The sequence below is a fragment of the Rufibacter immobilis genome (genome assembly GCF_003721565.1).
GTDB classification, from domain to species: domain Bacteria; phylum Bacteroidota; class Bacteroidia; order Cytophagales; family Hymenobacteraceae; genus Nibribacter; species Nibribacter immobilis.
The window spans coordinates 1-14,254 of the sequence record NZ_RJJE01000001.1 but is presented as its reverse complement, the minus strand read 5'-3'; the positions used below and the strand labels follow the sequence as shown (position 1 = coordinate 14,254).

At 50.8% G+C, this 14,254-nt stretch carries 11 protein-coding genes; 6 read left to right on the top strand and 5 right to left on the bottom strand.

Annotation, left to right across the window (positions count from 1 at the left end; translation table 11 throughout):
* Nucleotides 1-91 precede the first annotated feature (91 nt).
* Nucleotides 92-1,531: an APC family permease gene (locus EFA69_RS00055; RefSeq protein WP_123131053.1), complete on the top strand. Its 1,440-nt coding sequence runs from the start codon at nucleotides 92-94 to the stop codon at nucleotides 1,529-1,531.
* A 107-nt stretch (nucleotides 1,532-1,638) separates the two neighbouring features.
* Here EFA69_RS00055 and EFA69_RS00050 read toward each other — a convergent pair whose 3' ends face one another.
* Nucleotides 1,639-2,523: a YitT family protein gene (locus EFA69_RS00050; protein WP_123131052.1), complete on the bottom strand. Its 885-nt coding sequence runs from the start codon at nucleotides 2,521-2,523 to the stop codon at nucleotides 1,639-1,641.
* A gap of 285 nt (nucleotides 2,524-2,808) precedes the next feature.
* Here EFA69_RS00050 and EFA69_RS00045 point away from each other — a divergent pair, with 285 nt between their 5' ends.
* Entirely contained in the window at nucleotides 2,809-3,213 is a 405-nt protein-coding gene (locus EFA69_RS00045; RefSeq protein ID WP_148041206.1) for a hypothetical protein, read from the top strand.
* A 366-nt stretch (nucleotides 3,214-3,579) separates the two neighbouring features.
* Nucleotides 3,580-5,832 (top strand): cation:proton antiporter, encoded by a 2,253-nt coding sequence (locus EFA69_RS00040; protein ID WP_123131050.1) that lies wholly within the window; start codon nucleotides 3,580-3,582, stop codon nucleotides 5,830-5,832.
* Nucleotides 5,833-5,910: 78 nt separating this feature from the next.
* On the opposite strand, the gene secDF is transcribed toward EFA69_RS00040, so the two are convergent.
* The 4 genes from secDF to EFA69_RS00020 all read right to left on the bottom strand — a co-directional run bounded on the left by secDF (nucleotide 5,911) and on the right by EFA69_RS00020 (nucleotide 10,927).
* Nucleotides 5,911-8,898, bottom strand: coding sequence for a protein translocase subunit SecDF (gene secDF / locus EFA69_RS00035; RefSeq protein ID WP_123131049.1), 2,988 nt, complete (start codon nucleotides 8,896-8,898; stop codon nucleotides 5,911-5,913).
* A 166-nt stretch (nucleotides 8,899-9,064) separates the two neighbouring features.
* Nucleotides 9,065-9,349: a hypothetical protein gene (locus EFA69_RS20085; protein ID WP_148041205.1), complete on the bottom strand. Its 285-nt coding sequence runs from the start codon at nucleotides 9,347-9,349 to the stop codon at nucleotides 9,065-9,067.
* 171 nt (nucleotides 9,350-9,520) lie between these two features.
* Nucleotides 9,521-10,144 (bottom strand): uridine kinase family protein, encoded by a 624-nt coding sequence (locus EFA69_RS00025; protein WP_123131047.1) that lies wholly within the window; start codon nucleotides 10,142-10,144, stop codon nucleotides 9,521-9,523.
* Nucleotides 10,145-10,330: 186 nt separating this feature from the next.
* On the bottom strand, nucleotides 10,331-10,927 hold the full coding sequence (locus EFA69_RS00020; RefSeq protein WP_123131046.1) for a non-canonical purine NTP diphosphatase: 597 nt from the start codon (nucleotides 10,925-10,927) through the stop codon (nucleotides 10,331-10,333).
* 510 nt (nucleotides 10,928-11,437) lie between these two features.
* Between EFA69_RS00020 and EFA69_RS00015 the strand changes: the two genes are divergently transcribed.
* Genes EFA69_RS00015 through EFA69_RS00005 form a run of 3 tightly spaced genes read left to right on the top strand, consistent with a single transcriptional unit; the run spans nucleotide 11,438 to nucleotide 14,152 of the window.
* Nucleotides 11,438-12,250 (top strand): MlaE family ABC transporter permease, encoded by an 813-nt coding sequence (locus tag EFA69_RS00015; protein ID WP_123131045.1) that lies wholly within the window; start codon nucleotides 11,438-11,440, stop codon nucleotides 12,248-12,250.
* Between the two features lie 15 nt (nucleotides 12,251-12,265).
* Nucleotides 12,266-13,039, top strand: coding sequence for an ABC transporter ATP-binding protein (locus EFA69_RS00010; RefSeq protein ID WP_123131044.1), 774 nt, complete (start codon nucleotides 12,266-12,268; stop codon nucleotides 13,037-13,039).
* Entirely contained in the window at nucleotides 13,040-14,152 is a 1,113-nt protein-coding gene (locus EFA69_RS00005; protein ID WP_123131043.1) for an MlaD family protein, read from the top strand.
* The last annotated feature ends 102 nt before the right edge of the window (nucleotides 14,153-14,254 follow it).

The window sequence follows — 14,254 nt, the reverse complement described above, 5'->3', positions numbered from 1 at the left end:
AGGTACTTCGGGCATAAAATATTATATATGCGCTCCCGGCACTAGGATTTTTGGAAGAGACCTTTATCTTTAAAGAAACTTTCCTGTAAACATGAGCAATACAAAGCAGCTTCATAGGTCTCTGGGCCTGCGCCTGGTGGTAGTGGTGGTGATTGGAAACATCATTGGGTCTGGGGTTTACAAGAAAGTGGCGCCCATGGCCGCCGAGCTGCACTCACCGGGCTGGGTGCTGGTGTGCTGGGTGCTGGGCGGCATCATCACCTTGTTTGGGGCCTTGAGCAACGCCGAGGTGGCCGGTCTCTTAGCCGATACCGGCGGAGAATATTCCTATTACAAGCGCATTTACAACCGGTTCTTCGCCTTTATCTATGGTTGGTCTCTGTTCACGGTTATCCAGACGGCGGCTATCTCTTCTTTGGCGTACGTGTTTGCCCAGTCATTGCACAGTCTGGCGGCGGTGCCTCCTTTGCTCAGTTCCTGGGCCGAGGTGAGCATTGGCGGGGTGTTCTATCCCTTCGCCGATTTCAGTGTGAAGCTCACGGCCATCCTGCTCATCCTTTTTCTGACCTGGATCAACAGCCGGGGCATTAAAGCGGGCGCAGGGCTGGGCACGGCTATTCTCCTGTTGGTGTTTGCCGGTATTTTCCTGATCATCTTCTTCGGGCTGGGCAGCGGGCAGGCCAACCTGGGCCAGAGCTTCAGCTTACAGACCACCAACAACACACCTGTTACCTTCAGCGCGATTTTCACGGCCATGCTGTCGGCGTTCTGGGCGTACCAGGGCTGGGCGGCCATTGGGTTTCTGGGCGGCGAAATCAAAGATGCCAAGCGCACCATTCCCAGGGGCATCACCATTGGAGTTCTGACGGTGATCAGCATTTATCTGTTGGTCAATGCCACGTATCTCTCGGTGCTGTCGGTGCCGGCTTTGGAGGAGCTGTACCAGGCCGGGAACAAGATTGCCGCCATTGAGGCTGTGAAAAGCTTCTGGGGTGCCGGGGGCGGCTTCTTCATGTCTGTCCTGATCCTGATCACCACGCTGGGCTGTACCAACGCCACGGTGCTGGCCAGCTGCCGCACGTATTTCGCCATGGCCCGCGAAGGGCTGTTCTTCAGGAAAGCAGCCAATCTCAACGATGCTCAGGTACCGGGCAGCTCCCTCGTTTTCCAGGGCGTTTGGGCCTGTGTGCTGGTACTTTCTGGCACGTTTGACCAACTCACTGACATGATCATCTTTGCGGTGTTCATTTACTATGGGGCTACTACGCTGGGCGTTTTCATTTTAAGGAAGCGCATGCCAGAGGCGCCGCGGCCGTACAAAGTGTGGGGCTATCCGGTGGTGCCTGCCATCATGATTCTGTTCTGCGCCGTGCTGTTCTGCAACACCATAATGGTGCGTCCCCGCGAAGCAGCCATCGGTATGGGGCTCATGCTCACGGGTATTCCCATGTACTGGTGGTTCCTCAGAAAAAACAAACCAGACAATGCTCCCGTGGAAGAAGCAGAACCCAAAGCCATGGTCAATTCCTGACGGTTACCAGTTGAAGATAAAAAAGAAGGGTTTTGCATTTAGGGGCTGTTTTTGGAAAAACGGCCCCTAAACGCAAAGCCCTTCGGCATAAAAAGAGGAAAAGGTGGTTAGTGCAGTGATCTTCGTTTCACCATGCCGCCATCAGTATCATCTATGCTCTGCTGGATGAGGAAAGCGTGCGGATCAATGAGTTTCACTTCACGGCGCAGGGCGGGTATCTCCAGCCGGGTAACTACGGTGAAGATAATGTCAATCTCGCCGGTTTTTTCGCCCCGCTTCCCAAAGCCCCGCTTGCCCTGGTAAATGGTCACGCCCCGGCCCAGTTTCTCCGTAATGGCTAGTCTTATCTCCTCGCTGTGCGTGGAAACCACCGTTACCCCCGTGTACTGTTCAATGCCGTGCAGAAGGAAATCTATCATTTTGGAGGCCGAAAAATAAGTAAGGATGGAGTAAAGGGCCACGTCTACGCCCAGAAAGAGGGCGGCGGTGCAGAAGATGATAATGTTGAGGAGCAGGATCACGTCACTCACCTTGAGCAGCGGGTAGTTTTTACTGACCAACACGGCGGCCACCTCAGTTCCGTCCAGCACAGAGCCGCCGCGCATGGCCAGGCCTATGCCCAAGCCAATGAAAACCCCACCAAAGATAGCCGTCAGCATTTTGTCAGTGGTCACGTCTGGGTAGGAAACAAACACCAGGCAAAGCGATAAGCCCACAATGGCCAAGGCGCTCTTGATCGCGAACAAATGGCCTACGTAGCGGTAACCTAACACCACAAACGGCAGATTGATGAGCACAATCAGCAAAGAAAGCGGTATCCCGAAGATGTGGGTGAGCAGCATGGAGATGCCCGTTACTCCGCCGTCAATGAAGTGGTTGGTGAGCAGGAATCCCTTGAGCCCGAAACCTGCCGAGAGGATGCCGAGCAGGATATAAATTATGTTTCTAATTTCGGATTTGAGTACAATCGCATTGTCGTTGGCTGGGTGCATAGACAAAGAGCAATAGGTTTAGTTGGACTTTTCAAAAACAAGACAAGAAGCAATATAGCTAAAACTATTTTCTCTGTGTCGGCGGCGTCCTAAAACTTTGCGCGGCAGGAAGCCGTTTAGCGCCCGTTTTTCTGAAAACAAGCCTAAACGGCTGTTAAAAAGTGCAACTAAGGAAACCACCGTTGCCAGATGAACCTCTGAAAATGAGCTAGACCGGTGAAGAATATGGACGCTATTGCCGTGAGAATATATCATTTATGGCAGAAAAGCTATATTTTTGTAGATATGCTGAAAAAAGTATCTCATGTGATTCAACACCATCTCAAGTACCCGCTTATGTGGGTGATGTTGCTCTGGGCACTTACGTTGCCGGGGCAGGAGGTGGAGGTGTATCGCTTCTTATTTGGAGATACATCATCGGCTACGCCGCGCCTGCACCTGGGCGCAGCAGACCATCAAGGCAAGGGCGCATCCATCAAGGCCGAAGGGCTGCATGTTTTCCAGGATGCCAAGGCCTCTTCGTATCTGGTCTTAAGCCTGCCACAGAATCTATCCGTTTCGGCGGACTATATCCTCCCTGCTTTTTCCCCGGCGTATGACGAACCGTCTGTTTCCTATGCCGTGGTTCCGGTTGCCCTGCTGCGCCTGGCCCAGCTTTTACCCTCTTGTCTGCAGCCTAACGCCCCTTAGAGGCTACTTTTTGCGCTTATTTTCTCTGGCTTCAGAGAGGCTTCTCCCAAAGAAGACAAGTAAACCGGCGCACCAACCTTTTGCGTATTCTAGAACAGGTAATGCAGCTTATGGGCTGTTGGGCGATCACGCGCTCGCCGCCGCCTCTTGCGTACCTGAGCAGAGATAAGACACCATCAGACTAGTTTGTTTTCCGTTTAGGGGCTGTTTTCTGAAAAACAGCCCCTAAACGGAACTCATTTGCGTGTGGCGCTTCACCAGTGACATTTAACAGACCAGGTCTGTCTCCTTGTTCAGGACCCTTTTCCGTTCATCGGGCTCACATTCATCATTTCAGGTTTTTCAAGAACCTCAACAGATACATACATGACACACTTACCACACTTAGTCACTGATCTAGGGCTGATTCTGGGGGCTGCCGGCCTCATGACCTTAATCTTTAAGAAACTGAAGCAGCCCTTGGTATTGGGTTACATTATTGCAGGGTTACTGGTGGGCCCTCACTTTTCGCTTTTCCCCACCATCATTGAAATAGAAAATATTAATATCTGGGCCGAGATTGGCGTGATTTTCCTGCTGTTCAGCCTGGGGCTGGAGTTCAGCTTCAAGAAGCTGGTGAAGGTGGGAGGCGCCTCTTCGGTTATGGCTCTCATAGAAGTAGTAGTCATGCTGCTGCTGGGCTATCTCACGGGCAAAATATTGGGCTGGTCTACCATGGACAGCATTTTCCTGGGCGGTATTCTCTCCATCTCCTCTACCACCATCATCATCAGGGCTTTTGACGAGCTGGGCGTGAAAACGCAGCGGTTCGCGGGGCTGGTGTTTGGCGTTCTCATTGTGGAGGATCTGGTGGCCATTTTGCTGATGGTCTTGCTTTCCACGTTGGCGGTAAGCCAGCAGTTTGCCGGTTCAGAGATGCTGGAAGCCGTACTGAAGCTGGCTTTTTTCCTGCTGCTCTGGTTCCTGGGCGGCATCTTCCTTATTCCTACCTTCCTGCGCAAGGCCAGCAAGCTCATGAATGACGAGACTCTGCTCATTGTGTCGCTGGCGCTTTGCCTGCTCATGGTCATTCTGGCGGCGCAGGCTGGTTTCTCCCCGGCCTTAGGGGCATTCATCATGGGCTCTATCCTGGCTGAAACCACCAAAGCCGAAAAGATTGAGCATTTGATTTCCTCTGTGAAAGACTTGTTCGGGGCTATTTTCTTTGTGTCAGTGGGGATCTTAATCAACCCGGCCATGATTGTAACTTATGCCGGGCCTATTGCGCTTATCACGGTGGTGACGCTGCTGGGGAAAGCCCTCAGTATTACGGGCGGCGGATTGATTTCGGGCCAGGGCCTGAAAACCTCTATCCAATCGGGGATGAGCGTTTCGCAGATTGGGGAATTCTCCTTTATCATCGCCACGTTGGGGCTCACGCTTAAAGTAACCAGCGATTTTCTCTACCCGGTAGCGGTGGCGGTGTCTGCCATCACCACTTTTACCACTCCGTACATGATCAAGCTGGCGGAGCCCTTATATCGTTCTGTGGAGCGGGTGCTGCCAGAGAAGTGGCAAAAGTCCCTGAACGAATACAGCTCCGGCACCCAGACCATTGGCACCACCAGTGACTGGAAACTGGTCTTGAAATCGTATGTCATCAACCTGGTGGTGTACTCTGTTGTGATCATCGGGATTGTGCTGTTGGCGGCCCGTTACCTGAACCCGTTCATTACAGAAAACGTGGTAAACGGTAATTTAGGTGACATAGCGACCACCGCCGTTACCTTAATATTCATGGCGCCGTTCCTGTGGGCTCTGGCGGTGCACCATCCGCAGAAAGAAGCGCAGGGGCGTATCTGGGCTAACCGCAATTACCGCAGCCTTATCATTGTGCTGGGATTTGTGAGAATTGCCGTTGCCATTCTGTTTATTGGGTTCTTGCTCAACCAGTTCTTCTCGGCGCAGTTGGCGTTCCTGGTGGGCTTGGTGATCATGGCGTTGATGATTGTGTTCTCCAAGAGAATCCAGCGGTTCTACATCCGGATTGAGAACCGGTTCGTCCGGAACCTGAACGCACGTGAATTGAATGAAGCCGCCAAAATGCACCATACCCTCACGCCCTGGGATGCGCACCTTTCCAGCTTTGACATCTTGCCAGATTCTGTCATTGTGGGCAAGAGCCTCTTTGACTTGCAGATTAGGGAAAAATACGGCATTAATGTAGCGGTGATTGAGCGCGGTGATAGAACCATTATGGCCCCCACCCGCAACGAACTTGTTTTCCCGAACGATAAGCTGTACGTTTTTGGCTCAGATGAACAGATGGAGGGCTTTAGGCAGTTTATTCAGACCACCATTCCAGCGGCTGCCAACGGTGAAGGGGAAAAAGAAGAAGTACGCTTGCAGAAACTACAGATCAAATCTACCTCCGCGCTGCTGCACAAATCCATCAGACAGTCTGGGGTACGGGAAAAGACCAAAGGTCTTATTGTAGGTGTGGAGAAGAACGGCAACAGAATTCTTAACCCAGACTCTGAACTGGTTTTTGAAGAAGGAGACATTGTCTGGATTGTGGGAGTACCCAGACGCATTAAACAACTGGAAGGAAACACAGTAGAAGAAGTCCTCCAGAGTTGAAACTCATAAAGCACCCTAATAAAAAAGCCGGACCATTTATTTGGTCCGGCTTTTTTATTAGATGAAAGTTATTGCAAATTATCTGGAGGCAACTGTTGGAGTTACCGCCACTAATTTCTCTTTATCAATTGAGGTAGTGTCCACTACAATTGGTGCCGCAATGAACAGGGTAGAGTAAGTACCGGTCAAAGAACCAACCAACATCGCGAAGGAGAAGCCTCTCAGGGTCTCGCCACCAAACACGAAGAGCACAATCACTACCAGTAATACCGTTAAGTTGGTGATGATGGTACGGCTGAACGTGCTGTTCAAGGCCGGGTTCACAATATCACGGAACTTGATGCGTGGGTTCTCGTGCGTGTACTCCCGGATACGGTCAAACACTACCACGGTATCGTTGATGGAGTAACCAATGATGGTTAGGATGGAGGCGATGAACACTTGGTCCATTTCAAAAGAAACTCCAAACAGGTTAGCGATTGTGAAAGCTGAGAATACCACCAATACGTCGTGAATCAAGGCGATTACCCCACCCAAGCTGTACTGCCAGCGGCTGAAACGGAACGCCAGGTAAAGGAAGATACCCGCAAAAGAGAGCAACACGGCAATAACGGCAGTCTTCTGAATATCATCGGCCATGGTGGCTCCTACTTTAGCAGAGCTTACGATAGTTGGGTTCTGTGCTGAGTATTCTTGCAGACCTTTTACCAGCGCTGCCTGTACTTTCTCATCGGCTTGGGTTGACTCATCTTCGGCAATGTAGCTGGTGGTAACGCGCAGGCGGTTGGCCGCTCCGTACGTTTTCACTTCGGTACCGGCACCTTCAAATTCATCATCCAGGGCAGATCTCACATCAGACGCAGGAACCGGGGCGTTGAAGTTCACCACGTAAGAACGACCACCTTTGAAGTCAACGCCCAGAGGCAATTCTCCTTTGATGAAGATTGCCGCAATCCCGAACAGGATGAAGAGAGTTGAGATAATGTAAGCTTTCTTGCGGTTGCCCAATACATCAAACTTGATGTTCTTGAACCAGTTTCTGGAAAGCGGGGTCTCCAAAGACAGCTTCTTAGGATCTTTACCAGAGGTCATCCACTCTACCAACAGACGGGAAATGAAAACCGCCGAGAAGAAAGACGTGGCAATACCAATCATAAGGGTAATGGCGAAACCTTTCACCGGACCGGAACCGAAGAAGTACAGAATAATACCGGCCAGTAAAGTGGTCACGTTGGAGTCAAAGATAGAGCTGAACGCTTTGCTGTATCCTCTCTGAATGGCTTCTCTTATGCCTAAGCCAGCGGCCATCTCTTCCTTGATCCGCTCAAAGATCAGTACGTTCGCGTCCACAGACATACCCATGGTCAAAACCATACCGGCAATACCAGGTAAGGTAAGCGCTGTCCCGAACTGGGCCAGAATACCAATAATAAAGAAGATGTTAAAGAACAGGGCAATGTTAGCCACTAAACCACCTTTGCTGTAGTAGGCAAACATGAACAGTACCACCAAGGCCATACCGGCCAAAGAAGAAACCAAACCTTGGTTGATGGCTTCCTGACCCAAAGACGGACCTACAATGGCTTCTTCCACAATACGGGTAGGAGCAGGCATTTTACCGGCTTTCAGGATATTGGCTAAGTCTTGGGCTTCTTCAATGGTGAATGAACCAGAGATAGAAGAGTTACCGCCGGCAATCTCACTCTGCACTACCGGGGCAGAATAAACGTAGTCATCCAGAACAATGGCTACCTGGCGGCCAATGTTATCGCCGGTTAAACGCTGCCACTTCTTAGAACCGGCGGCATTCATGCTCATGGTAATCTCTGGGCGACCGGTCTGGTCGTAATCCTGGCGGGCGTCTGCAATGTATTCACCGCTCAATGGCGCTTTGCCATCACGGCCTTTCTTAATGGCATACAGTTCCAGGAACTCAGCGCCATCATTGGCTACAATTGGCTTCACGCCCCACAGGAACTTCAGGTTTTGCGGGAAAAGCGCTTTTACTTCTGATTTGGCAAATAAGGCATTTACCTTAGCGGTGTCACGTACGTTGGTTCCTAAGCCACCTGGAAGAGTGGTGAACAAACGAGCCAGAAGAGAGCTTTGATTAGGATTGATGGAGTCGTTCTTGGCAGCGGCGCTGTCGGCTGGTTTGCTCAGTTGAGCCGCTAAAGCAGAGGTGTCTGCCCCGGCAGCACCGGTTAAAGCGTTGGCAGAAGTATCTGCGGCCGAAGCTAGAGTAGAAGAAGGAGCAGTGCCTTTCAGTTTATCAGCGGCCTCTTGCTTCACCAGGTAATCATTTAACTGAGTGAAATAAGGTCCAAACTCCTGCACGTTCCATACTTCCCAGAACTCCAGGTTGGCAGTTCCCTGCAACAATTTCCGAACCCGCTCTGGATTGTCTACCCCTGGCAGCTCAATCTGGATACGGTTGGTGCCTTTCAGGTGCTGGATGTTAGGCTGGTTTACCCCAAACTTATCAATACGGGTACGCAGAATGTTGAATGAGCGGGCCACGGCATCGTCAACTTCCTTGTTGATCACTTTCAAAACATCCTGGTCAGAGGAGTTGTAGCTCAGGTTACGGGTGGTGCTGTTCGCGAAAAGTGTAGCCAGCTTGCTGTTAGGCTGAATTTCACGGTAAGAACGGTAGAACAGGTCTACAAAGCTCTCCTGGCTGGTGGCCTGTAGTTTCTGGGCACGGGCAAGAGCCTGCTCAAAAGCAACGTCTTTGCGGTTACCGGCCATCGCGCGGATGATTTCCACCGGAGAAACTTCCAGCGTTACGTGCATACCGCCTTTCAGGTCAAGACCTAAGCCCAGCTCGCTTTCCTTGATTTCCTGGTACGTGTACTCGGCACCCAGGAAATTGAATACCGGGGTTTTCCAGACCGAATCCAGGTAAGCCTGTCTTCTGTAATGGTCTACATTGCCATTAGCGGCGGTGGCAAACTGAGTAGCGTCTTTTTCAACGCCTCTGGAGACCAGAGAGAGCGATAGATAGTAAAGGCATAGCGCCGATACTATCACCGTAAGGGTTAATATAAAACCTTTGTTACGCATTGGTGATTAAGATGAATAATAAATGAAATTACTGAATGAAAATGATAGGTAACGCACAGGAGCCAATGCTTTAAAAGCAAAACTGTGTAAAATTACCTGCTAAAATAGAGAGCCTCCCTAAAGGGATGACCGTGTTTCTTAGGTTTCCGGGAAGAAAATAGAGACGCTAGGGAGCGTTGGGTGAGATAGCCAGCGTAGCCAGTTGCTGTAGATAATACGTCCAATAGGCAGCTTCTACCGGAGGAGTGTTTTCTTGTGGTGCCGGCGGCACCAGCGTGAAGTGCGGGAAAAGGGTGGGTTCCGCCGCCTGAAAGTCAACATAGGACGTGGTGGCCTCAAAAGAAACCTTTTGCTTGACCACAGAGGAGTCTGCGTCACGGCCTTGTTTCTTTACCTCAGTGCGTTCTACCGGTAGGGCGGAAGCATAAGCAGGTAAGGCTCTGTGGTTCACAGTAAGCACCAACAGCAAGGCAATGCTTGTGCAAAGCAGCCGCCAATTACGTTGTATGTAGTGCCCAGGTTTCATCTCTATAAGCAAAGATAACGGAATCTTAAAATAAAACAAAAGCCTCTGCCGGGTAACAGCAGAGGCTTTTACAAAGTGCCCTGGGAGCAGCATTGTTTATCTTTTGATCTTTGAGTTCAGGTAGGTTACCAGCACCTCCAGCCCCACTTCAAAGTTGCGGTTGTTGGGGATGATCACATCGGCCTCGTTCTTGAACGGCTTTATGTACTTCTCGTAGGTAGGTGCCACGTGGTTGGTGTAGCGGTACAACACATCGTCCAGGTCATAGCCGCGTTCCACTTTGTCACGCAGGATGCGGCGCTGGAGCTTGATGTATTCTTTGGCGTCTATGTACACCTTCATGTCCAGCAGTTTGGCTACTTCCTCAAAGTAAAACACAAAGATACCTTCCACCACCACAATAGGGGCCGGTTTAAACTCCAGTTGGCGCGGAACAACGTTAGGGTTGTTAAAGGTGTACTCCTGGCGGTAAACGGTTTCCCCTTTGCTTAATTGCAGGATGTCATGGGCGTAGGCCGCGCTGTCAATGGAAGAGGGCAAGTCAAAGTTATGGATCCCGTTCTCATCCCTGATTTGTTTGTCGCGGTCATGGTAATAGTTGTCCTGTGAAATGAGACAAATATCTTCCGGTGCATACGAAGCCAGTAGTCTGCTCAGGAACGTGGTTTTTCCCGAAGCGCTTCCTCCCGTAATTCCTACAATAAATGGCTTTTGATGCATAAATAGGTGTGGTTTACGGGGTGCAAAATTAGCTATTTGTAGGTATGCAGCCTAACGCCCGGGCAAAAGAATTTAGCCCAACCATTTATCTAATTTTACTTTGCGCCAACGGTTTATGCGTTTAGGGGCTCTTTTCCCAAAAACGGCCCCTAAACGCATAATGGCTCCTGGAGATTTAGGCAAGACTCAGGTGCCGGTCTGGATGTACCGGTGTTGCAGAAAGGAAACCAGTTGCTGTACCGCCCGCCCGCGGTGGCTGATCTGGTTTTTCTCCTGGCTGTCCATCTCAGCGAAGGTGCGGTCATGGCCTTCCGGAACGAAAATTGGGTCGTAGCCAAAGCCTTTCTCACCCCGCCCAGACGCTGTAATATGTCCTTCCACAATGCCATCAAATAAATGCTGCTCACCCTCTTCCAGAATAAGCGCGATAGCGGTTCTGAAACGGGCTTTTCGGTTGGTCTGGCCTTGTAGTTTCTCCAGTACTTTCTGCATGTTGGCCTGGTTGTCTCGGGCGGGCCCGGCGTAACGGGCAGAGTACACGCCTGGTTCATGGTGTAAGGCCTCCACTTCTAGTCCGGTATCATCGGCGAAGCAAAGCACTCCGTACTTCTCCCAGACATAGGTGGCTTTCTGCAAGGCGTTTCCCTCCAGCGTGTCCTGGTCTTCGGCCAATTCCTCGGTGCAACCAAGCTGCTCCAGGCTGATCAGTTCAAAAGGAGGGCCCAGCAACTGCTGAATTTCCTGTAGTTTATGGGCGTTGTTAGACGCGAAACAGATTTTCATAGCTATATAGTATGGTAGTAAGGTGCGGCAATGATACTATGCGTCTGCGGCAGATCAAAATAGCGTACCCAGCTAAAATGCGTTCTAAAGCCATTCTTGCAGCCTGCACAAAAGCGGTTCTATAGGTTGTACTCCGGTAAACCGGAAGAGTTTACATATGGGCCCTTGGAAGTACTGGATGTTTTTGATAGGTCATCAGGCTTTTTGATGTAATTTTGCCTGCCTTGGCCTTGGGTTACGGTTGCCACCGCTGAGGCAGGTGAGGCCTCGCTTTCTGGTTTAGGCGTATTTTGGGAAAAAGAGCCCCTAAACGGCAATGCTGTCTGCGCCCCTCGTCCCGGTGCTGGAGAAACTAAGGGGCAGGTGTTTCAGTAACAGCTATGGGGCCAATAGCCGTACAAGAGTGAAGGTTTATGCAGAACCGGTGGTGCCAATGGGCACGTGCCAAAGACGTTAGTGACCAACCTATATATATAAGAGTAGGTTTGTTGCCGAAAACAAAGACTGTAGATGAAATTTCATAATGAGGATGAAAAGCCGCCCAGACGGCCCCGCGCGCAGGTGATTTCCCGCCGCATGGACCGTGTGTTTACGGAACTGGCTAATATAGCGGCGTTTATTGGGCGCTTCTTTCGGGAGGTGTTTTTGCCGCCTTACGAGTTCAAGGAGATCATAAGGCAGTGCTTTGAGATTGGTGTCAAGTCATTGCCGCTCATCTCGCTCACAGGGTTTATCATAGGGATTGTGTTCATGAACCAGTCAAGGCCCTCCCTGGCCGAGTTTGGTGCCACTTCCTGGTTGCCTTCGCTGGTGTCTTTGGCTATTGTAAGGGCCTTGGCCCCCTTGGTAACGGCGCTCATTGGGGCAGGCCGTATTGGTTCCATGATTGGCGCTGAGCTGGGTTCCATGAAAGTGACCGAGCAGATTGAAGCCATGGAGGTGTCTGCCACCAACCCTTTCAAGTTTCTGGTGGTAAGCCGGGTGCTGGCCACCACGTTCATGATTCCGGCGCTCATGATGTATACTATGCTGGTGGCGCTTTTAGGAGCCTACCTCAACGTGAATGCTAATGAGGGCACCAGCTTTACCACGTACTTTACTCAGGTCTTTGACGCCATCACCTTTCTTGATATTTTTTCCTCGGTATTAAAGTCCAGCCTTTTTGGGTTCACCATTGGAGTGGTGGGGTGCTATAAAGGGTATCATTCATCAAAAGGAACCGAAGGCGTGGGCAAAGCGGCCAACTCTTCCGTAGTAACGGCTATGTTTCTGGTGTTTATTGAGGAGCTGCTGTCCTTGCAGGTCATTACCGCGCTCCGCTAACCTTTTCGTGTCCTTATGAAGAAGAACAAGCCAATCATAGATACCTCCAACAGCGTCATCAACATCAGAGGACTTGAGAAATCCTTCGGTGATCTGGATGTGCTGCGCGGGGTAGACCTTGATCTATATAAAGGAGAGAACCTGGTGGTGCTGGGGAAATCCGGAACCGGGAAATCGGTTTTGATCAAAATCATTTCCGGTTTGCTCAAGCCAGATGCCGGGGTGGTGAATGTGCTGGGGCAGGAAGTAGACAAATTGAAGGGCCGTACCTTAGATGAATTGCGCCTCAAGATTGGGTTCTCGTTCCAGAACAGCGCCCTTTATGACAGCATGACCATCCGGCAGAACCTGGAGTTCCCGCTGGTGCGCAACCGCCGTGACATGACCCGCGGCGAGGTAGACCGTATGGTGGCAGTGGTGCTGGATGCCGTGGGGCTTTCACAGACCATTAACCAAATGCCTTCTGAACTGTCCGGTGGGCAGCGCAAACGCATTGGGATTGCCCGTACGCTCATCCTGCAGCCCGAGATCATGCTGTATGATGAGCCAACCGCCGGTCTAGACCCTATTACCTGTATTGATATTAATAACCTGATCAATGAAGTGCAGAGCCGCTTCCATACCTCCTCTATCATCATCACCCATGACCTCACCTGCGCTAAAGATGTGGGAGACCGCGTGGTAATGCTCCTGGACGGGAAATTCCAACGCCAGGGTACGTTTGAGGAAGTGTTCAACACAGATGACGAGCGGGTGAAACTATTTCATGATTACAATTTCATAGACTAAATGAGTGCAGCAGAAAATAAGCGAACTGTTATTGTCGGAATCTTTGTCTTTCTGGCGCTGGTGATTCTGGTAGTGGGCATCTTTGTGCTGGGCGGCCAGCAGAAACGGTTCACCAAAACCATTCAGATCTCCGCCGTTTTTGATGATGTCACCGGGCTGAAGACGGGAAACCACGTTCTGTTCTCCGGCGTACGGGTAGGCGTAGTGAAGCAGATCAATTTCAACGGACCTTCCCAGGTAGCCATTCTCATGGATATTACGGAGGAGTCTCAGAAATACATTAGAAAAGACGTAAAGGCCAAGATAGGTTCTGAAAGCCTGATCGGGAACAAAACCATAGTGCTTTACGGCGGAACCCCGCAGATGCCCGTGGTGCAGGAAGGAGACCGAGTGTTCACTGAGACGCAGCTGAGCACAGAAGACATGATGCAGACCTTGCAGGAAAACAATAAAAACCTGCTGGCCATCACCAACAACTTCAAAGACCTCAGCTCTGGTTTAGCCAAAGGCGAAGGGTTGGCCGGGGCGCTGCTTACAGATGATCAATTGGCAAAGAACTTCCAGGCCATCTTAGCCAATCTGCAGAGGACATCGGCCACCAGTACCCGCGTTAGCCAGGAACTCGCAAGGTTCTCTACTAAACTCAATACCCAAGGCGGCCTGGCCGATGATCTCCTTACGGACACTGTCACGTTCAATAAACTGAGAGCAACCATGGCGCAGTTGGAGCAGGTCATGGCTTCTACCGCTAATTTGACCAACAAGCTCAACAGCACCACAGACAAACTCAATAATAATAACAATGCCTTGGGCGTGCTGCTGAACGACGAGCAATTTGCGATCGACTTGCAGCTTACCATGCAAAATCTGGAGGCGGGGACTGATAAACTGGATGCTAATATGGAGAGCCTGCAACACAGTATTCTGCTGAACGGCTTCTTTAGACGAAAGGCCAAACGTGATGCCAAGCAAAAAGAAAGAGAACTGCAGCGCCAAGAACGCTTACAGAAGCTAGAGGAGAAGCAGGGTATAAACAAACAGTCTCCGGTAGGTCCAGCAATGCAGCCAACCCAGCGTCAAACTCCAGCAGATTCATTAGCTCCAGCAAATTAAGATTGCTGGAGCACCACATAGAGGCGGGTGGGGTTTAGGGGCCGTTTTCGGAAAAGCGGCCGCTAAACGCCACCCGCCTCCCTTTTATGGGTCGGGAGGCCC